Genomic DNA, 18447 nt, shown 5'->3' with positions numbered 1-18447 from the left:
ATCTATAGAAAGCCTTCTTTCATGAGATCATGAAGACGGATAAAACCATAAAATTTGTTATTCGAATCTACAACCGGTAAAATATCAATTTGCTTTTCTCTTTTTTCCATTTTCTCTAGAGCATTAAATGCTAGATCATCTGGAGCAATAACGACAGGATTTTTTGTCATTACACTCTTAGCAGTTGATTCAAGAGCATTCTCTTTTTCCAACAATGCTCTTCGAATATCTCCTTCAACAATAATGCCTAATAAAAGACCTCTTTCATCTAAAATAGCGCATCCTCCAACTGGATTTTTTGTCATGGCCAGTAGTATCTCTTTCAATTTACAATGTGCATTCACCACCGGACAATCTTCGAGTTTCCACATAATACTCTTAACTTTCATTCGCAATGACTTTCCAAGTATTCCACCAGGGTGATTTTCCGCAAAACCCTCTTTACTTAAACCTATGAATTTCTCATAAGCAACGGCCATCGCATCTCCCATGGCCAGTGTTAAAGTTGACGAAGTAGTAGGTGCTTGATTATTTAGACAAGCTTCCTTTTCCACTGAACAATCAAAAATAACCTTACATGATGAGGCCAAAGATGAAGATATGTTTCCTAACAAACCAATGACAGATTCTTTTTCCACAGGGAGATAAGGTAAAAGTTTTTGGATTTCTTCAGTCGAACCAGATTTGCTAATTAAACAAACAGCATCATTATGATTGATTCTTCCCAAATCACCGTGTAAAGCTTCCGTTGGATGAATAAAATATGAACTTAGTCCCAAAGAAGTAAAAGTAGAGGCAATTTTTTGAGCAACTATTCCCGACTTCCCCACTCCAATAAGAACCAGACTACCGCCACTTTTTTCTAAGGATTTATAAATATTAATTAAGTTTTGAACCTGTTCGTCCTTAATATTCTGCGATGCCTTTTCAATGGCCAGTGACTCTGCTTTAAGTACATCATTAAATAATTGAGTATAACTCATGGAAATGTTCCTCTTTCATGTGTATTCTCATGATAAACTGATAGATATTAATTGGTTACTTTTTTTTGTAAGTCAAGGTTATAATAGAACAGTACAATGTCTTGCGGCATTTTGTGAAGGAAATATTTTGCTCAAAGTTAGTCTCATATTCTGTCTATCTATTTTGGCCTCATGTTCTTCTTATGAACAGTTTAAAAATCTGAGTAAAGATTTTGAAATGCCAGGAAAAGTATTTCGTTCAGATTTTAACGAAACGTGGCAAGCAGTGCTGGTTGTCATGAGAGATACAGATCTCGAATCAAAAAATCAAGAAGCTGGCATTCTAAAAAGTAGATGGATTGACAACACTTTAGAACTAAACTTTTCAGATTCTTTTGGTGGTGCTGACTCGGTTAAATCTGCAAAATACAAAATAATTATCAACGTAATTAAAGGCTATAGAGGAATTCGAGAAGTTACCAAAGTTTCAGTATACAAACGTCAACTCGTCGAACGAGACTTTTTGCAAGGTTGGCGCGAGGTCGTTACTGATCAAATTCAAGAGAACACAATTTTGTATAGGATTGAAAGAGTTCTGGCCATTGAAAAGCAGCTCAAAAAGATTGAAGACTTAAGAGCACAAGAAGCTGAAGAAGAAATATAAGCTAGAACAATTTTCATATTTCTTAATATCTTCTATATCGTCACATTACTCAGGGCCATTTTTTTCCAAAAATGTTTTTTTGCTGACAAATTCTTAGGAGATTTTTTCTCCAAGAGTATACTAAGCGAATAGTCAATTTCTTCAAAAATATCATGATATTTTTTCTTCTGAGACATTGATAGAAGTGGTTTAATCGCCTTTTTCAGCCCAAGGTCCCCTATTGCAGTAATCACTTCTTTTATAATATGTTTTCGATTTTTTAGATCTTTTTCATCTTTTTTATTTTCGTAATAATTTCTTTTATCATATAGCATTGCCCAGACTTGAGGAGCATATTTGGTGAGATTTAATTTTCTAATATTTTCCAGGGCCTGAGTTCTTACAATAAGTGATTTGTCCTTAAGTAAGAAAGCATAAATATCAGAATATTTTGTTTGTTTCATGGCCAAAAGTGTTTTTAATGATGCCATCCTCATAATCCAATTAGGATGCTCGGAAAATCGAGCAATAAAAGGAACGGCCTTATCTTTCATAATCTGACCAAGCAAAAAGGTGGCCACCCACCTAGAGTGATCCGGAAATTCATCTTTTTTCATTACTTTAATTAAGGTTGGTACAGCTTTGCCTCCCTTATTAAGTACACTTTGTTTTAAAGATTTAATCTCTTTCTCATCATTTTTTAGATTTAAAAAATTTTGTTCTAAAAGTAACTTTTGAGGTTCCTTAGTTGAACAGTAAACACTTGTGACAATAGAAAAAATAAGGATACTTTTGGTAATCATATTTAACCTAACATTTTTTCAAACTCACTCAAGAGTTCTTCTGCCGATTTTTGTTCACCTTCATTTGCAGGTACACCAAGCTCTTCTTCAACTTCTGAATTATCTACTGGAGCTGATGGTGCTGGAGCACTTTCCGTAATCGCTGCGGCCATTTGTGCTTCTAAATCCTCTTCCTCTTCTTCTACTGCTGGAGCTGGTGCAGGTGCTGCACCTCCACTGTTCATGGCCTCAAGTGATTTTTTAAGTTGTTCATTTTCTTGTTGTAATCTTTTCAGGTTGGCCAGATCTTCTTCAATAATTTCATATTCCATGAGTCTTTCTTTAAGCTCATCTCTTTCTTTTGTGAGGCCTTGAACTTCTTCACCTCCACCTGAATTTGAAGCAGACGCTAAAGCTTGTTCTAATTGTGATTTCAAAGAAGAATTTTCACTTGTGAGTTGATTGATTTTAGCTAAATCATCCGCAGAGGCACCTCCTCCACTAGCGAGTCTGGCCTCAAGATCTTTTATAATTCTGTCTTTATCTGCAACTGTTGCTCTTAAAGATGCAATCTCTGCATTTTTTTGGTTTAGCTCCTCCATACTTGGTCCACCGGAAGAAACATTACCCGATGGGAGACTTCCTAGAGGAAAAACAGAAGGAATTCCCTCTGAAACATCCAATCCACCTCCTCTAAAAAGAGAAGATTTTAATGAATTAGAATTTTGAATGATAGAATCAAGATAATTTTTAACCACATCTGCAGGTATTTGATGTTTGAGTTGATGAAACTTTCTGCGATTTAAGACCCAAAAAACAACCATTAAAGCTAGGATAATGAGCGAAAACGATAATGAAATTTTAAACGCATCATCAGTAAACTGTCTTACGATAAAATTAACTAATTCATTCACATTTCACTCCATTGAAACCATGCCACTCCTAGGCCATGTCACTTGAATTAATTTCTAGTATTAAATTTCATTTAAACTAACCACCTTTTAATTATACTTCCAACTAAAAAATTTTCCAAGGTGTTATTAATAAATATCTTCTTCTTCTTCAAGATCTTCGATAAATTCAATCTGCTCACCTAATTCATTTTTGACAGGTATTGTATAGGACTCAGAAAACCAATGGCCTAAATCAATCATTTTGCATTTTTCTGAGCAAAAAGGTCTAAATTCGCTCTCGAAATAAGAAAATTCACGGCCACACTGTGGACATTTTACTACTTTTTTTTTAATCATTTAATTCCTCATACACTTGAGTTAAAAAATCTCTTTTAAAACTTTCGACTTCAATCGTTGTCAATGCTTTATTTTCAAATTCAGATATAGGGACAATCAAATTGCGAGAATTTGTTAAAAAGCCCTCTTCAATCTTTGTGATTTCGTCTTTTGAAATATCTCGTTCAATTATTCCTGGATAAAAGTGTAATATTTTTTTTCTCGTGATTCCTGGTAGAATATTCGGATTCATCTTAGGGGTAACCCACTGATCATCGATTAAGAAAAAAACATTTGACGTACTTGCTTCACATATCACACCGTTCAAATCTGTTAATATTAAATCATCAAACCTACTGTTTTTTCTTTCTGCAAAAATTTCAAAATAATTGACCGTTTTGATTTTTTCACTAAAAAAAGGTTTACCTAAAATGCTTGATGAAAATCCTACTTTAACAAACTTATCTACAGCGAGGGGATGGTTTTCTTTTGAAATTTCACTAAGAGTGTAAAATATAGAAAAATCTCCATTGTCATTTACGAGGAGATCTTTTTGTTTTTGCCCCCAACAAACATCTACTCTGAGAGTCCCGGCCGAGAAATTTTTAATTTTTAGTTTAATTTCCTTCTCAATATCATCTATTTGTATGTTTTTTGGATAGGCAATTTGTGCACTTCTTTCTAAGCGTTCTAAATGCTCTGTGAGAAATAGCGCCTTCCCGTTATCTACAAAAATTGTGGTAAAAAAACCATCACCATATAAAAAACGTCTCGCGTCATATCTTTCCATAACCATACTTTACTCATTTCATCAAAACTTGACTACAATGTTTAAATATTTACCCATATTTGATATACTAAACATTATGCTTGAAAACGACTTAAAAATTACCACCGATGTTAAGGCCGCTATATTCTCAATTGTTAGTCCGGCCATGAAAGAATACAGCAATATTGAAGACTCAAAAAGATCTGTAGAGGAATTGTACGAACTTCTCAGAACTTTGGGGATAGAGGTAGTTGCTGACACCATTCAAAACAAAAAGTCCCCTGAGGCCAGCACTATTTTAGGCGAGGGAAAACTCATTGAAATAGCAAAAGAGGCAAAAGAGCTTGGAGCAGAACTTCTAGTCTCTGATATTGAATTAACAGCAGGACAAATCAGAAATATTAAAAAGCTCACAGGCCTTGATGTCATTGATAGGTGTCATGTCATTCTTGAAATTTTTGCAAACCACGCACATACAAAAGAAGCTAAGATTCAAATTGAAATTGCAAGACTTGAATATCTCCTTCCTAGGCTTACGGGATTATGGTCTCACTTAGGCAGACAAAGAGGGGCCAGAGGGACAATTGGAGGAGAGGGTGAGCAACAAATTGAGCTCGATAGAAGGATTGTTCGTCAAAGAATTGAACATTACAAAGAAGAACTAGTAGAAGTACAAAAATCTAGAAAAGAACAAAACAAAAAAAGAAGTAAAACATCCCTTACGGCGGCGTTGGTGGGATATACAAACGCCGGAAAATCTTCTGTCATGAATAGGCTTTGTAAGGAAGAAGTGCTTGAGGAAAACAAGCTATTTGCGACGTTGGATTCGACTTATAGAACACTTAATCCGGATAGTAAGCCACCTATGATTTTAGTCGATACAGTTGGTTTTATTTCAAATTTGCCCAATACATTGATTGATGGTTTTAAAACGACATTAGACTCAGCGGTTCTGGCCGATCTTTTAATTATTGTTTGTGATATTTCTGATCCACATTTTGAAAAACATTTAGATGTGACACAATCTGTATTAGATGAACTTGAAATAGGTAAAAAGGAGAGGCTTTTAGTTTTTAATAAAAAGGATAAACTTCAAGATAAGTTGAAAGAAAAGTTAATTCTTAAAAGTTATCCAAAAAGTTTTGTCGTCTCTACATTTGATCAATCTGATATGAAACTTTTAAGAGATCATATCATCAATCATTTTTTGGATAAACAAGATCATTTCGATCTTTTTATTCCCTATGAAGATGGGCTATCTCATTCTAAAATATTAGCAAAAACGAACGTTCAAAAGTCTGAAAATTACGAAAAGGGAGTTTTTTATAGGATTAGGATTCCTGAGTTTATTTTTGGTCAGCTTAATTTAAAAAAATATGTGCTTGCGCCAGAAGATCTTGAGGGACCTTTATTTCGTTAAAAGAGCCCACTTCTAAAATAAATCGCTATCGACAAAATGATTGTGGCCGCAAAAAATGAGAATATCCAGAGTAAAATATCTTTATTCATGCTTAAAATTATAGATTAATAAATAGATTTTGGAAAACTTGTGGTGTTAGAGGAGTAGAAACTTCCACAATTCTTGAATCATTACTTTTTGTGTCTATAAGAACAATTTTTTTAACGTTTCCAATGACAGAGTCTTCAAAATTGTCATGAGCGATAATTAGATCTGGTGACATTTCAGTGATATATTCTGGAGTAATTAGCTCAAAGGATACCGGAAATATATTTATATTTAGATTTTTCGCCTCATTGCAATATGCAGCAATCGATTCAAAGAAAATTTTTTCACCCTTTGAACAATCCACAATAAGTACTAATTTATTCATCTATGACTCCTCACACTTTGCTAAACTTACATTCAGCGTGTTATCAGTAATTATTGACGTCCGCCCCTCCGTAAACGGAGGGGATTCCTAGTGTGCTTATACACTACTAGAGGTTACCGCTTCAAAGATTGGTGCAACCACCACATCTCCACGGTCTCTTCGGGAGCGCCCCTCCCTGTCTATATTTTTACTTCCATTTTTATCAGCATCTTCCACATGGCCACAGTTTAAGCACTTAAAGGCTTTTCCCTTCCTGTTTCTTTTATCATTGTAGAGACACTCACTACATCTTGTACTTGTGAATCTAGGATTCACAAGCTCAAGATATCCACTACCCCATTCAGTTTTATACTTTAACTGGAGGGCAAAAATTCCCCAGCCCTGAAAGAGAATCTCTCGATTTAGACCTGATTTGGCCTTTACATTTTTTCCAGGAGATTCCAAGCTTCCTTTTGCTGATTTTGACATGTTTTTTATCTTCAGATCTTCTAAACTTACATAGCTGTGGTTCTTGGCAACGTAAGTGGATGCTTTATGAAGAAAATCATGTCTAATTCTTGCTATTTTTGAGTGCAGTTTTCTTAATTGATTTTGAATTCTTTTCCATTTTTCTGAAAATTTCTTTTTCAATTTTAGACGCTTTTGAAGAGCTTTGATTCTTTCTCTTAATTCTTTACATTTCACTGGAAGAGTTAATTGGATATCTTTTAAACTGTCTGCCTCATAGCTCAAAACAAGCGTCTCAGCTATTCCTCGATCAATCCCGACGTTTGGATTATTATTTTTTGCTACTTCAATGTCTTTTTCAACACAAAAACTAATATACCAACCATCAGATTCTTTTTTAATCGTTGCATTCTTGATTTTTCCCTCAATTTGCCTAGATAGTCTAAAAGCTACCTCTCCTGCTTTGGGCAATTTTACAAAGGCCTTCTTATTACTGACTTTTCTGATCTCAAACTGTTTTGGGTCAGGAAAACGAAATGAGTCACCAAAATGTCTTTTTTTAAATTTAGGAAACCCAAAGCCACTTCTCCAAAATGACTTAAAGGCCTTATCTAGGTCTTTCAACGATTGTTGCAGTATTTGGGCAGGAGCTTCTTTTATCCACTCAAATCCTTCAACTTTCTTTAAATTCTTTAACTCATTGGCCTGATCAAAATAGTTGGTTCCTTTTCGATATTGATTCCATGACAATATTCTATGTTCCAGGCATAAGTTGTAAAGAAAGCGGCATGTCCCGGCCCATATCCCAAAAAGTCTTTCCTGAGAAACAGTCGGTAGCATTTTAAATTTATAGGCCATATTGATCGCTTTCATCTCCACATGAGGATATCATCAATTGACAGGTTAGAAAAGCTCAAATATTAATTAGTCTATGAGTAATTTAAATTCAAAAAAAGCGATCAAGGAACGCACAAATCCGAAGATTAGACATGGAAGGCATTGTATTTTTCTTATTCACGCACACTTAGTCTTTGTGACTAAATATAGAAGAGTATGTTTTACACCAAGAGTATTATATCACCTAAAATAGCTCTCTCTCGTTTGGTTGGTTCATTGAAAGGTGTGTCTTCACGTTATGTTCGAGAAGCAAATTATCCTGAAATCAAAAAAAAGTTATGGGGCAAGGCCCTATGGTCACCCAGCTATTTTGCTGGTAGTTGTGGTGGAGCATCGCTAGATGTTATTAAACAGTATATTCAGGATCAGGAAAGACCTGAGTGACCTCGCCGGTGGGCGTTTGCTTGTATCACCGCACTGAAGTACGGTGTTTTACGCAAACCAATGATAAAAGGAAAAAAGGCAATGGGCAATAAACTTTTTGAAATAAGAGATCGTTTTAGTCAACAAGTCTTATATAGTGATGTTCTAGAAAACTCTGAACTTGTCTATAAAAAAGCGGTTGAATATGAACAGATGGGTCTAGATGTTGAAATAGTCTCTCCTGGTGTTTCAGAGCAGCTGGCCAGAGAGTTAGGCGCAACGGAAGAAGACCTGGAAAAACTGAAAAAAATTATTTCTTATGAAATCGATTCCCATGAGGACTCTTGTTGTAAATAAACTGCAATTTAAATTTTTTTAACTGTCCTGTAAAAAGTGCCACTTTCACAACATTTTCATTTCAAATCACTCTTAGAATATAATTTAGATATCCATAAATAAATAAATAAATAAATAAATAGGGCCATTGTCTACAATGAATATTAAATATCAGATTAATTCTCCAAAATTTTATCTTATAAATCCTTTAATGGATTTTTTGCTTATAGGTGGAGGAAGTATCATCTTTCTCGTTGGGCTTTATTTTTGCCAGTGGGTAGCAGAGTACTCACAGCGTACAGATTATTATATTCGAAATCTACCGGTTATTTTTAGTTCGTTATCACTATTTATAAATTTTCCACATTTTATGGCCACGAATCAAATGGCCTATGGTAAAGGGCAGAAGTATATTTTCAAAAATTGGATAAGATTAATATTTTTACCAATTTTTTTAATAATTATTGGTCTAATTGGTTTTTATTTTTTTTCGATGCAAGCTCCAAAATATTTCTTAACAATGAAAGATTACAATAGTTTTTTATATTCAGCTGGGATTCAAATACCTTTTGGAAATTCTGTGCAGTTGGGAAAAGAGATTCTATCTATCATGATCAATTTGATGTTCCTACTCGTGGGATGGCATTATACCAAACAAGCATTTGGTTGTATGATGGTATATTCAAATCTAACGGAATATAAGTATACTACATCGGAGAGAAAAATGATTCGTTTTTCTCTTTTAAGTATTTGGTTATATAGTTATTCGAGATTTGCAACAGGAAACCACACAACTTATTCAGAGATTAATTACCATACACCCAAACTTCCAAATTTCTTTTTGAATTATTCTTATTATATATCTATTCTTTTTTTAATATCAACTCTCTTATTTGTTTTCATAAAAAAATACCGAAAAGAAAAGACTATCCCCCATATAAATGTACTTTCTCCATATTTATCGATGTTTATTTGGTGGTTACCAATTGGTAATCAAAATCCGATTTTTTATTCTTACGCAGTTCCGTTTTTTCACTCTCTTCAATATTTTCCATTCGTCTATAAAATTATTAAAGGTCGTTCTGAACAAACTCTCTCAAATTCAAATTTAAAATTGACGCCAGTGAGAAGTTTTATTTTTTTAATTTTTATTGGACTGTTGTCCTTTGAACTAATTCCAGAATTGATGGATTCATTAATGGACTCGTTTAAAACGACAGGTTTCCTCTACTGGTTTATATATTTTACTTTGGCCATAAATATTCATCATTATTTTGTTGATAACATCATATGGAGATTCAATAATGAAGAAATTAAAAGATATCTTTTGTAATGAAACTCTGGTTAATTTTTATTTCATAAGTTCCAATATGGTATCTTCATCTTTGCAGTTATAATTGTTTAATGAACTATAAACGTATTGGTTGAACCCAAAGCACCCATCGTCAATTCCACCATTGAGAGGTAGTCTATATGGCATAATAAATCCTAGATTTAATTCATCAATAAAGAAGTTTCTGGCGGTGGTCAATACAATGGATCTTTGTTGTGGTGATAATCTGGCAAAACGGTGAATGTCATCATCTATTGACCACCAATCAAATTCAACAATGACATTTTTAGCATTTTTTGAAAATGGAGGCATCCAACCTAAGTTTTGACAAAAAAATCTTGCTCTTTGATTGGCCTCATTTTGAGTTTCATTTGCGATTATATCTTTATGAGCTTCAAAACAATCTTCTTTATCTGAGTTAAATTTACCGTCTTTTGAAATTCGAGATGGAGCAACGATATAATCGAATGATCCAATATAGCGAGGATCTGACACCCAACCTGTTTGCCCTCCAATAATTATCTCAGCACTCTTTGATTGTGCGATACTATAGAGTTCTTCTAAAAAATATTTTAAGTACTGAGTGGAATCTTGAAGATCAATTTGTCCAAATAGAAAATCTCTCACTCCACTATCAATGGCCTCTGAAAACAATTGTAACAGATACTGTCTGTACTCATTTTTAGAAATATCAGGAATACAACTATTTTTTCCCCACTTCCCGAGAGTATTTTCTTTACACATTTCTTTAAACTTAAAGGTTTGATTATTTTTTTTATTAACATAATTCGAATTAATATTAATGGCCTCTGCAATAAAAATTCCGAAGGTAAAGTGTCTCTCATCCATTGCATTCAGACGTAAATATTCAATATCTTTTTTTATTTCTGTAAAGTCTGGAACATTCATCCAAGTATCAACAATCCTTGGTAAGCTGATGCAGTTTGATTTTAAAATTGCATTGATATAAGTTTCTTTTTCCTCGATGTTGTTGTTAAGGACGCTACTAAACATGCATGATTTTTCTTTTAGTACTGAAATCATATATGCTTTTTCATCTTGAGGATGAGAAAAAAACGTAAATACGGCCTCGTAATCAGTTGTTTTTTTTTGGAATCCAGGTTGGATAAAAATATAATATGTCTTATCTTTTTTTAAATCTACTGTATAAAATATTGAATTTGTTTTTTTATATGTTTTTAAGGTATTTGCGATTTTAACACCATCGATACCAAGAAGTTCTATTTTAAATAAATCATTAGCGTTAAATAACTCGACTAAGAGATTCCCATCTGTTTTGGGGAGAATTTTGTAGAATGAATCATTATCGCTTGTATTTAAAAAGGTTTTTTTTATAGTTTCAGTGGATTCGATTGCTTTCAAAACAGATAGTAGATTTATAAATACGATTATTATTTTTGTGAAATTCGACATGACTAGAGTTTGAGGATATTCATATCGTTTGTAAATGTAAAATCTGTTTTTAAAAAAAAGGGCCACAAAAGTGGCCCTTAGTATTTTTCCGAAAGATTCGGTAAAATTATTCTATTTTAAGTCCTTTAAGCTGGTCAGCTAGGGCACTTTTCGTCTTAGTTTCTTCAACATAAGAAGTTGTTGCATCTGCATTTACAGCTGATTTAATTGAAAGAGCGATTTTTTTCGCATCTTTATCAATAGAAATCACCATGGCCTTAACTTTGTCACCTTTAGTGATTACATCAGAAGGTTTTTCAACTCTATCTTCAGATAACTCTGAAATATGGATAAGACCTTCGATTCCAGTTTCGAGTTCAACAAATCCACCAAAATCAGTAACTCTCACAACTTCAGCTTCAACAACTGTTCCGACTGGAAGTCTTTCTTCAATTTTCTTCCAAGGATCTTCTTTAGTTTGCTTGATACCTAGGCAGAACTTAGCATTTTCTTTATCGACAGAAAGAACCATTGCTTCAACAGTTTCACCTACTTTGTAGGAGTCATTGAGATTGATATTTTTCTGAGTCCAAGAAACGTCTGAAACGTGAATAAGAGCATCAATTTCTTCACCAAGGTCTACGAACATACCAAAATCTACGATAGATTTGATTTTCCCTTCAACTTTTTTGCCTACAGGATATTTTTGTTCGATTGCTTCCCAAGGGTTTTCTTGTAGTTGCTTTAATCCAAGAGAGATTCTCTTGTTTTCAACATCGACTTCTAGAACTTGAGCTTCAATTTTATCACCAGCTACAAATTCTTTTTGTGGATTTTTAATTTTCCCTGTCCAGCTCATTTCGCTTACGTGAATAAGACCTTCAATTCCGTCGTCAAGTTCGATAAAGATTCCATAGTCTTTAACAGAGACAATTTCACCGGAAACTTTAGTACCAGCAATGTATCTTGCTTTAGCTTCTTCCCATGGATTAGCTTGAACTTGTTTAAGACCGAGAGAAACTCTTTCTTTTTCAGCGTCAAATTTAAGGATTTTAACTTCGATTTCGTCACCGACTTCAAGAATGCTTGAAGGATGTTTTACACGGCCCCAAGACATATCTGTGATGTGAAGAAGTCCATCAATACCACCAAGATCAATGAAAGCACCGTAATCAGTAATATTTTTAACGATACCTTTAACGATCATGCCTTCTTGGATTTGCCCAAGAATTTCGTGACGTAGTTTTCCTCTTTCTTCTTGAAGAATAGCACGTCTTGAAAGAACGATGTTTCCTCTTTTCTTGTTAAATTTAATAACCTTAAATTCCATCTTTTTACCGATGTACTTGTCAAGGTTTCTTGTAGGTCTGAGGTCAATTTGCGAACCAGGTAAAAATGCTTTCACGCCGATATCGACAGAAAGTCCACCTTTAACCTTAGCAATAACTGTCCCCTCAAGAGGTAGACCTTTCTCACAAGCTTCAGAAATTTTATCCCAAGCTTTGAGAATTTCTGCCTTGTCTTTAGAAAGAACGAGGTTCCCCATCGCTGATTCTAATTTCTCAAGGTAGACTTCGATTTCATCACCAACTGTAACCTTTAGAGATCCGTCATAGTTTTGAAATTCTTTGGCCTGTACAAGACCTTCTTGTTTGTAACCGATATCGACAGTTACAAAGTCTTCGTTGAGAGAGATGACTTTACCCATGTAAACTTCACCCTCTGTGAAAGAAGAAGATTTCTCCTTTTCAAAAATCATGGAAAATTCTGTGTGTTCAGTGGTCTCTACGTCGTCTCCGAAAACAACGTCAAAGCTTTCCATCCACTTCTGCTTTAGCTCTTGTGTCATATTAACACTCCAACAATTTCATTAATGCCTTCTACTGAAGGACTTTTTTGTGTGGCGCCACTATAGTTGCCAAGCGTTGATATGTAAACTAATCTCTTGATTTTAGTAAAAAAGTTACAAGTAATTTTGCTTGCTAACGCAATATGTCTATTAGTATTTTTTAACTATTATTTGACTAAATGATGGATAGAGTTTTCACGCATGATATCTGTATCTTCTTGTAATGAGTTTTACGTACAGATCGTGTAGATTTTCGTCATGATATCGATATTTGCTATAGTTTTTTTTATATTTTATGACTTTGTCCAAAATTTGCTTATTGTTAGATAAACACAGGATAATCTTCTTTCGTAATTCTCTTGAGTCATTAAATTTGAAAGTTTCTATGACAAAATGATTTCTTTGATTAAATTCACAAACCATCTCCGATCTAGGTGCCAAAACAGGTACTTCATTAACTAGAGCGTTTAAAGACGATTTTTCTATTCCTTCATCCAAAGAATGCATAACCCATAGATCTATCTCTTCAAAGTAACCAGGTATATCTTCAGTTGTGACAAAGTGAATATTCTCTATTCTCTCTATGGCCAGGATGTTTTTTAATTCAGTAAAAAAGGGATATTCTTCCCATTCTCTTTCTGAAAATAATATGAGTGCTACTTTTCCTTCTTCAACTCTTTGATTCTTTAAACTCTCAAATGTGTAAATAAAATATTGTAACTCTTCAATATTTTTTGTTTCTCTCGTACACTTTGCCCCCACTAACCAGTCTTCTTTTTCAAATAGAATTTTTTCTCTTAAGTCATGTTTATTGAAATCAGTTTTTCTTTTCTTTTTTAACAATACACCAAATTGTTCTACTTTTCTAACTGGGTAGGAGTATTTTTCATGTATATAGGGTATGAGTTCATTAAAAGATGTAATAATTCTATCTACTCTATTTATGTATACCCGCGAGAAGAAATTATGCTTAAAAGTAGATTTACACGTGAGATCAGTAAACAGAAAAGGAATGAGTGGGTACTTATTTACGGCAACTGCTATAGAGAGAATAGATTTTGATTCAAAACAATGGACTATTTGAACTCTAAAACGTTTAAAAAAACGTCTGAAGGCAAACATTTGATAGAAAAAACTGGTTTGTCGATGAATATAGTAAACTCTTACCCTGCTTTTAAGACTTTTTACTTTCTTATCGATGTGAGAATCTTTATAGCAAAAAAAATGTACATTGACGTGAGATCTATTGAGAACTGTAATAAACTCGAATAAAAATTTTTCATTTAATGTCCACTCGTCTGTGAGACCTACGAGCATTATACTCTCAAGATTGATCATAATTAGATCTTCTTTCCTGATTCGTATTTTACCAACTCTCCAGAGACTGTACCAAGTTTAACTTTTGCTTCAAATTTAAGAAGTTTCCTATAATGGTCAGCAGAGTACCAAAATATGATATCTCCAGTTTTTTCCAATACTCCAGGAAACCTCGTTTCTGCCTTAATTTTGAAAGCTTTAATATTATTATTCATAATCTGAATATCTTCGACTTTATCAACACTTGCACTTAGTAGCCAAATTTTTCCACGACTCACAATTGGAAACTCAAACATTTCTCCGATCTTAAGTGGTAGTCCTCGCACAAAATAAAGTGCTGAAAAAGAATCTTGAAAATACTGAGGGATATATTTTGATACTTCAGTTTCTTTGGTTTTCCCATTTTTAACTCTTTTATACCACATAAAAGTTTTCTTCTGTTCCCAATCAAATAATTGTAAATCATCTACTTCTTGTCCTGATTCTCTTTGCTTTAGCACAAATTTGATTGGCAAAAAATTCTCTATTTCAACGAAAGATTCAAGAGTATCGTTTAAACTATATATATATGAATAATATTTAGCAGATTTCAAAATTGCTTTAAGAGAAAAAGCATACTTATTTGCAATAGAAACGACAGGTCCAGTAATCAATTCAAGAGTACCGACATAAATTCCCATAAACTTAGCATCTATAACCATTTTCTCATTTTCAAAATAGGTTGGTTTAAAGTTTTTCCAAAACTGACTATATTTTGAGTCAAATTTCTTGTAATCTTCCGGGTAGTCATCAGGAAATATATTTTCTTTTGTAACGATTGTTTCATCCACTTTCGTAATTTCTTCGACTATTGTTTTTTGCTTTTTTGATTTCTTATTTTTTTTAGAGTTTGTTTTCTCATTTGGAGTTTTCTTTTGCTTCACTTTTTTTTCTAGTATTTCTTTTTTTATAGGTAGTTCAACTTCTTTGGGTTTAGTTAAAAATTTATCAAATCGTTTGTCTTTTAAATCAAATTTTTCAACAAGATCTGACTCATCAACCTCGACTGGAACACGTTCACCACTGGCACAACTTACGATTATTAAAATTGTAAGTGGAATTAAAAAAAAATTTTGAAGTGACATTCTTTAACCTCATATTGTAGTTAGAATTTCATGGATTTTTTTCTTTACGATTTCTTCTCCATTGAGAAACTCTACCGAGACACTTAGAAAGTTTATTCTTTTATCGTGGGTTACCTTTTTAAGTTTAACTAAATCTTTCTCAGTTGTTAAAATTTCAACATCATTTTCGATGGCCAGAGTTAATAATTCTTCAACATCTTTTTGATTAAAGTAATGATGATCTGGATAGATTAGTTTTTCAACAATGACTGCCCCCAGAGATTCCACCAAATTAAAAAAAGAATTTGGTGAGGCAATTGCAGCTGCACAAATAAATCTTTTATCTTTCAACTGATCTGGTAAATACTTAAGTTTATAATTAAGTGAATATACTCCACTTGGCCTGTATGAAATTTCTGCAAAATCCAGTTTTTTCAGTGTATTTTTTTGTATAAAATCCTTCAGTTCGTCGACTTGCTTAGTTTCAACTTGGTCAGTTCTTCCCAAAACGATAACATCAGCATCCTCTAGGGCACTTACTCCTTCCCTTAATAGACCTAATGGAGCAACCTTATATTGTGCAAGAGGCATCATTGCATCAAATAGGACAAAATTAAGTTTTCTTTTTAGCTTTAAATGTTGATGCCCATCATCGAGAATCACTATATCAGGGCGTTCCTTTGGAAAATAATATCTGAGGTTTTCAGTTCTATTTTTTCCAACAACGATAGAGGCATTATCCAAAGTTTTAGCAAATAGTATGGCCTCATCCCCAAAATCTACAGGATTGTATCCAAGTTTTTTACCACTTTTCAGCAGACCGCTTCCGTGTTCAAGTTTTCCTTTATAACCACGCATTAGAATCATTGTCTTTAAATCAAGTTCATTAAAATATTTTGCAAGCCACATAGTAAAAGGTGTTTTACCTGTTCCCCCAAATGAAATATTTCCAACGGATATAATGGGTACTTTGAATTCGCTAGAACTCAAAACCCCTAGTTGATAAGCAAATCTTCGAAAGCGATATACATTTTCCCACAAAAAGGCCAGGGGAGAGAGAAAAATGAGTTTGAGAGTGTAAATAAATGACGACATTTATTCTCCATGTATAACACTGGCCATATAACTAGGAACATCTATACTATCATGTTCCAATAGATTGACAGTATCTTTTAGCTTTCCAATAAGCTCATTTGTAAAAGTGGGATTATTAATCCACTTTAATAAAGCATTTGCAATATTATAACCAGAAACATGGTTTTGTATAAATTCTGGAAACAAATCTTTTTGATGCACGATATTAGCTAAGGAAACAAAACCATTATAAGGGATGAGTGTTTCATAGATAAAATAGTTAAAGTGCGAGACAATATAGGTGACGACAGTTGGAACCTGAAATAATGCACACGCAAGGGTCACAGTACCACTAGAAGCAATACATAAATCGGCCCAATTGAGGGCATTGGCCAATTCTTTATCATTATAGATTTTTATTTTTTCAATATTTGATATTTTCCAAAAGTTCTCTTTTTTGACACTTGATGAGCAAACGCATGCAACCTCTATGTCGAGTTTATATTTTTTCAAGTATTGGATTGCGTTCACAAATTCGGGTAGAAGTGAAGCGACTTCAAAATTGCGACTTCCGGGTAATAATAGTATTTTGATTTGATGGCCAGTATGAAAAACTTTAGTTTTTTTGGGTAGTTCATCCTTGTAAGTTTCTACTAGAGGATGGACAATTGACTTCACTCTTTTTACACCTCTGTCTTCAAACCATTTTTTTTCAAATGGAATGATTGTAAAAAGGGTATGGACATTTTTTTCTAAAATTTCTGCCCTATAGGCCTTCCAGGCCCATGCCTGTGGAGCAACATAATACAGAACTTTTACGTTTCTCTTTTTAAGTCTTTGGGCCAGCTTTAAGTTGAATCCCTGATAGTCTATCAAAATAGCAATTTGAGTTCCTCTCTTAATGACTTCATTCTCAATTCTCTCAAGAGCTTTTTTGTAAAAGGGAATTTTTTTAATAACTGCACTAAAGCCCCATGAGCTAAAATCTGTAAGATGATAAATATTCTCAAATCCCAAGGAGGCCATCGAGTCTCCCCCGACCCCCCAGAAGTGGACATCAGGAACCTTTTGTTTAAGCCTATTGAAAAAACTTAAACAATGATCTTCTCCTGATTTTTCTCCAGCGATGATAAGACAATTACCTTGCATGTGACTAAGGGCCTTGTACTTGACGTGTTTCAATTGATTTTAGAACAAGATCAATTTGCCTTACAATTTCAACTCCATCTGATACTGGAACTAAAACTTTTTCTCCAGACCGAATGGACTTATAAAAATGGTCTTGTTCAATTTGAAGATGATCTCTTTTTTCATATTTTTCAATTTCTACAAAATTTTTAGTTGCACTACCTAGAGCTCGACGTATTTCACAATTCATAAGGTCAACAGAAATGGCCCCTTTTTCATTTAGTATGTGGAGCTTTCTAATTTCTTCAGTATGATTTCTCCCAACAGTTATTACGGCATGTTTTTCTCCGGGATATTCAATTCTGGCCTCTACCATATCATAGTGAAGAGTTCTCATTTTTAATCCTTGAGCACTAACTGCGAGTGGTTTTTCCCCTAGCAAATAATAGAGTATATCCAAATCATGGATCATAAGGTCTTGAACAACATCAACATCTATTGCTCTTCCTTTAAAAGGTGCATATCTATCAACTTGGATAATTGCAGGACCTCGACTAGATTGGATTTCTTTTTTGAGAATTTCCCAGGCCTTGTGGCATCGTTCACTATGACCAACTTGAAAAACAATATTTGTATTTCTAAGTCTTTGAGCAATTTCTCTGGATTCTTCGATGGTGGAAGTCATTGGTTTTTCGACAAAAATATGTTTGCCTTTTTCAATGAGTTGCAAACAAAGTTCAAAATGATAGCTCGTAGGAGTCGCGATAATTGCGCAATCATACTCATTTTCAATTAATTCTAGTTTTGAAACATGTTCAATAGCAGGATATGCTTCTTTTGCGGCTTCCAAATTGGAGTCATTAATATCGACGATTCCAACGAAATCGCAATATTCCGATTGAAATGCTTTTTGAGCATGCCATTTGCCGAGATGGCCGTGGCCGATTAGTATAACTCGAGGCCTTTTCAT

Annotated in this window: 18 protein-coding genes and 1 pseudogene; 5 read left to right on the top strand and 14 right to left on the bottom strand. The window is 33.7% G+C overall.

Annotation, left to right across the window (positions count from 1 at the left end; translation table 11 throughout):
* Nucleotides 1-2: 2 nt before the first annotated feature.
* Nucleotides 3-983 (bottom strand): KpsF/GutQ family sugar-phosphate isomerase, encoded by a 981-nt coding sequence (locus H6622_06820; protein ID MCB9061216.1) that lies wholly within the window; start codon nt 981-983, stop codon nt 3-5.
* On the opposite strand from H6622_06820, the gene H6622_06815 reads away from it, so the two are divergent.
* A complete protein-coding gene (locus tag H6622_06815; GenBank protein ID MCB9061215.1) occupies nt 982-1626 on the top strand; it encodes a hypothetical protein in 645 nt (214 codons plus the stop codon). The genes H6622_06820 and H6622_06815 overlap by 2 nt on opposite strands.
* A gap of 32 nt (nt 1627-1658) precedes the next feature.
* On the opposite strand, the gene H6622_06810 is transcribed toward H6622_06815, so the two are convergent.
* The 4 genes from H6622_06810 to H6622_06795 all read right to left on the bottom strand — a co-directional run bounded on the left by H6622_06810 (nt 1659) and on the right by H6622_06795 (nt 4406).
* Nucleotides 1659-2408, bottom strand: coding sequence for a HEAT repeat domain-containing protein (locus H6622_06810; GenBank protein ID MCB9061214.1), 750 nt, complete (start codon nt 2406-2408; stop codon nt 1659-1661).
* 2 nt (nt 2409-2410) lie between these two features.
* Complete coding sequence (locus tag H6622_06805; GenBank protein ID MCB9061213.1) at nt 2411-3301, bottom strand: hypothetical protein; 891 nt, start codon at nt 3299-3301, stop codon at nt 2411-2413.
* Nucleotides 3302-3427: 126 nt separating this feature from the next.
* Nucleotides 3428-3634, bottom strand: coding sequence for a DNA gyrase inhibitor YacG (locus H6622_06800; GenBank protein MCB9061212.1), 207 nt, complete (start codon nt 3632-3634; stop codon nt 3428-3430).
* Nucleotides 3630-4406 carry an aminotransferase class IV gene (locus H6622_06795; GenBank protein ID MCB9061211.1) on the bottom strand — a complete coding sequence of 259 codons (777 nt, stop codon included), beginning with the start codon at nt 4404-4406 and terminating at the stop codon, nt 3630-3632. Before H6622_06795 ends, H6622_06800 begins: the two co-directional genes overlap by 5 nt.
* Nucleotides 4407-4482: 76 nt before the next feature.
* On the opposite strand from H6622_06795, the gene hflX reads away from it, so the two are divergent.
* Nucleotides 4483-5805, top strand: coding sequence for a GTPase HflX (hflX, locus tag H6622_06790; protein ID MCB9061210.1), 1323 nt, complete (start codon nt 4483-4485; stop codon nt 5803-5805).
* 97 nt (nt 5806-5902) lie between these two features.
* Here the strand turns inward: hflX and H6622_06785 are convergent, their stop codons facing one another.
* The gene (locus H6622_06785) at nt 5903-6217 is read right to left on the bottom strand and encodes a hypothetical protein (protein MCB9061209.1); all 315 of its coding nucleotides are present in this window, start codon (nt 6215-6217) and stop codon (nt 5903-5905) included.
* Between the two features lie 96 nt (nt 6218-6313).
* Nucleotides 6314-7537, bottom strand: coding sequence for a transposase (locus tag H6622_06780; GenBank protein MCB9061208.1), 1224 nt, complete (start codon nt 7535-7537; stop codon nt 6314-6316).
* 58 nt (nt 7538-7595) lie between these two features.
* On the opposite strand from H6622_06780, the pseudogene tnpA reads away from it, so the two are divergent.
* From tnpA to H6622_06765, 3 genes and pseudogenes are all read left to right on the top strand, one after another.
* Nucleotides 7596-7945 (top strand): annotated as a pseudogene (gene tnpA / locus H6622_06775) (IS200/IS605 family transposase).
* Between the two features lie 81 nt (nt 7946-8026).
* On the top strand, nt 8027-8281 hold the full coding sequence (locus tag H6622_06770; GenBank protein ID MCB9061207.1) for a hypothetical protein: 255 nt from the start codon (nt 8027-8029) through the stop codon (nt 8279-8281).
* A 190-nt stretch (nt 8282-8471) separates the two neighbouring features.
* Nucleotides 8472-9593, top strand: coding sequence for a hypothetical protein (locus H6622_06765; GenBank protein MCB9061206.1), 1122 nt, complete (start codon nt 8472-8474; stop codon nt 9591-9593).
* An 18-nt stretch (nt 9594-9611) separates the two neighbouring features.
* Here the strand turns inward: H6622_06765 and H6622_06760 are convergent, their stop codons facing one another.
* From H6622_06760 to H6622_06730, 7 genes are all read right to left on the bottom strand, one after another.
* The gene (locus H6622_06760) at nt 9612-11027 is read right to left on the bottom strand and encodes a hypothetical protein (protein ID MCB9061205.1); all 1416 of its coding nucleotides are present in this window, start codon (nt 11025-11027) and stop codon (nt 9612-9614) included.
* Between the two features lie 106 nt (nt 11028-11133).
* Nucleotides 11134-12855 (bottom strand): 30S ribosomal protein S1, encoded by a 1722-nt coding sequence (locus tag H6622_06755; GenBank protein MCB9061204.1) that lies wholly within the window; start codon nt 12853-12855, stop codon nt 11134-11136.
* 195 nt (nt 12856-13050) lie between these two features.
* Nucleotides 13051-14193 (bottom strand): glycosyltransferase, encoded by a 1143-nt coding sequence (locus tag H6622_06750; protein MCB9061203.1) that lies wholly within the window; start codon nt 14191-14193, stop codon nt 13051-13053.
* A 2-nt stretch (nt 14194-14195) separates the two neighbouring features.
* Nucleotides 14196-15296, bottom strand: a complete 1101-nt coding sequence (locus H6622_06745) for a DUF3108 domain-containing protein (protein MCB9061202.1) — start codon at nt 15294-15296, stop codon at nt 14196-14198.
* 9 nt (nt 15297-15305) lie between these two features.
* Complete coding sequence (gene lpxK, locus H6622_06740) at nt 15306-16370, bottom strand: tetraacyldisaccharide 4'-kinase (GenBank protein ID MCB9061201.1); 1065 nt, start codon at nt 16368-16370, stop codon at nt 15306-15308.
* Entirely contained in the window at nt 16371-17531 is a 1161-nt protein-coding gene (gene lpxB / locus H6622_06735; protein MCB9061200.1) for a lipid-A-disaccharide synthase, read from the bottom strand.
* Nucleotides 17503-18447, bottom strand: a complete 945-nt coding sequence (locus H6622_06730) for a Gfo/Idh/MocA family oxidoreductase (protein ID MCB9061199.1) — start codon at nt 18445-18447, stop codon at nt 17503-17505. The genes lpxB and H6622_06730 overlap by 29 nt, the downstream gene beginning before the upstream one ends.

The organism is Halobacteriovoraceae bacterium, assembly GCA_020635115.1.
GTDB lineage: Bacteria > Bdellovibrionota > Bacteriovoracia > Bacteriovoracales > Bacteriovoracaceae > JACKAK01.
This window is presented reverse-complemented; position numbering and strand designations above follow the sequence as displayed.

Excerpts from the sequence above, each read along its gene's own strand:
- H6622_06745 (MCB9061202.1), bottom strand. The coding sequence starts at position 15,296 with ATGTCACTTCAAAATTTTTTTTTAATTCCACTTACAATTTTAATAATC.
- H6622_06810 (MCB9061214.1), bottom strand. The coding sequence starts at position 2,408 with ATGATTACCAAAAGTATCCTTATTTTTTCTATTGTCACAAGTGTTTAC.
- H6622_06755 (MCB9061204.1), bottom strand. The coding sequence starts at position 12,855 with ATGACACAAGAGCTAAAGCAGAAGTGGATGGAAAGCTTTGACGTTGTT.
- H6622_06815 (MCB9061215.1), top strand. The coding sequence starts at position 982 with ATGGAAATGTTCCTCTTTCATGTGTATTCTCATGATAAACTGATAGAT.
- H6622_06730 (MCB9061199.1), bottom strand. The coding sequence starts at position 18,447 with ATGAAAAGGCCTCGAGTTATACTAATCGGCCACGGCCATCTCGGCAAA.
- H6622_06760 (MCB9061205.1), bottom strand. The coding sequence starts at position 11,027 with ATGTCGAATTTCACAAAAATAATAATCGTATTTATAAATCTACTATCT.
- H6622_06780 (MCB9061208.1), bottom strand. The coding sequence starts at position 7,537 with ATGAAAGCGATCAATATGGCCTATAAATTTAAAATGCTACCGACTGTT.
- H6622_06795 (MCB9061211.1), bottom strand. The coding sequence starts at position 4,406 with ATGGAAAGATATGACGCGAGACGTTTTTTATATGGTGATGGTTTTTTT.
- lpxK (MCB9061201.1), bottom strand. The coding sequence starts at position 16,370 with ATGTCGTCATTTATTTACACTCTCAAACTCATTTTTCTCTCTCCCCTG.
- H6622_06785 (MCB9061209.1), bottom strand. The coding sequence starts at position 6,217 with ATGAATAAATTAGTACTTATTGTGGATTGTTCAAAGGGTGAAAAAATT.
- H6622_06770 (MCB9061207.1), top strand. The coding sequence starts at position 8,027 with ATGGGCAATAAACTTTTTGAAATAAGAGATCGTTTTAGTCAACAAGTC.
- H6622_06765 (MCB9061206.1), top strand. The coding sequence starts at position 8,472 with ATGGATTTTTTGCTTATAGGTGGAGGAAGTATCATCTTTCTCGTTGGG.
- H6622_06820 (MCB9061216.1), bottom strand. The coding sequence starts at position 983 with ATGAGTTATACTCAATTATTTAATGATGTACTTAAAGCAGAGTCACTG.
- H6622_06750 (MCB9061203.1), bottom strand. The coding sequence starts at position 14,193 with ATGATCAATCTTGAGAGTATAATGCTCGTAGGTCTCACAGACGAGTGG.
- hflX (MCB9061210.1), top strand. The coding sequence starts at position 4,483 with ATGCTTGAAAACGACTTAAAAATTACCACCGATGTTAAGGCCGCTATA.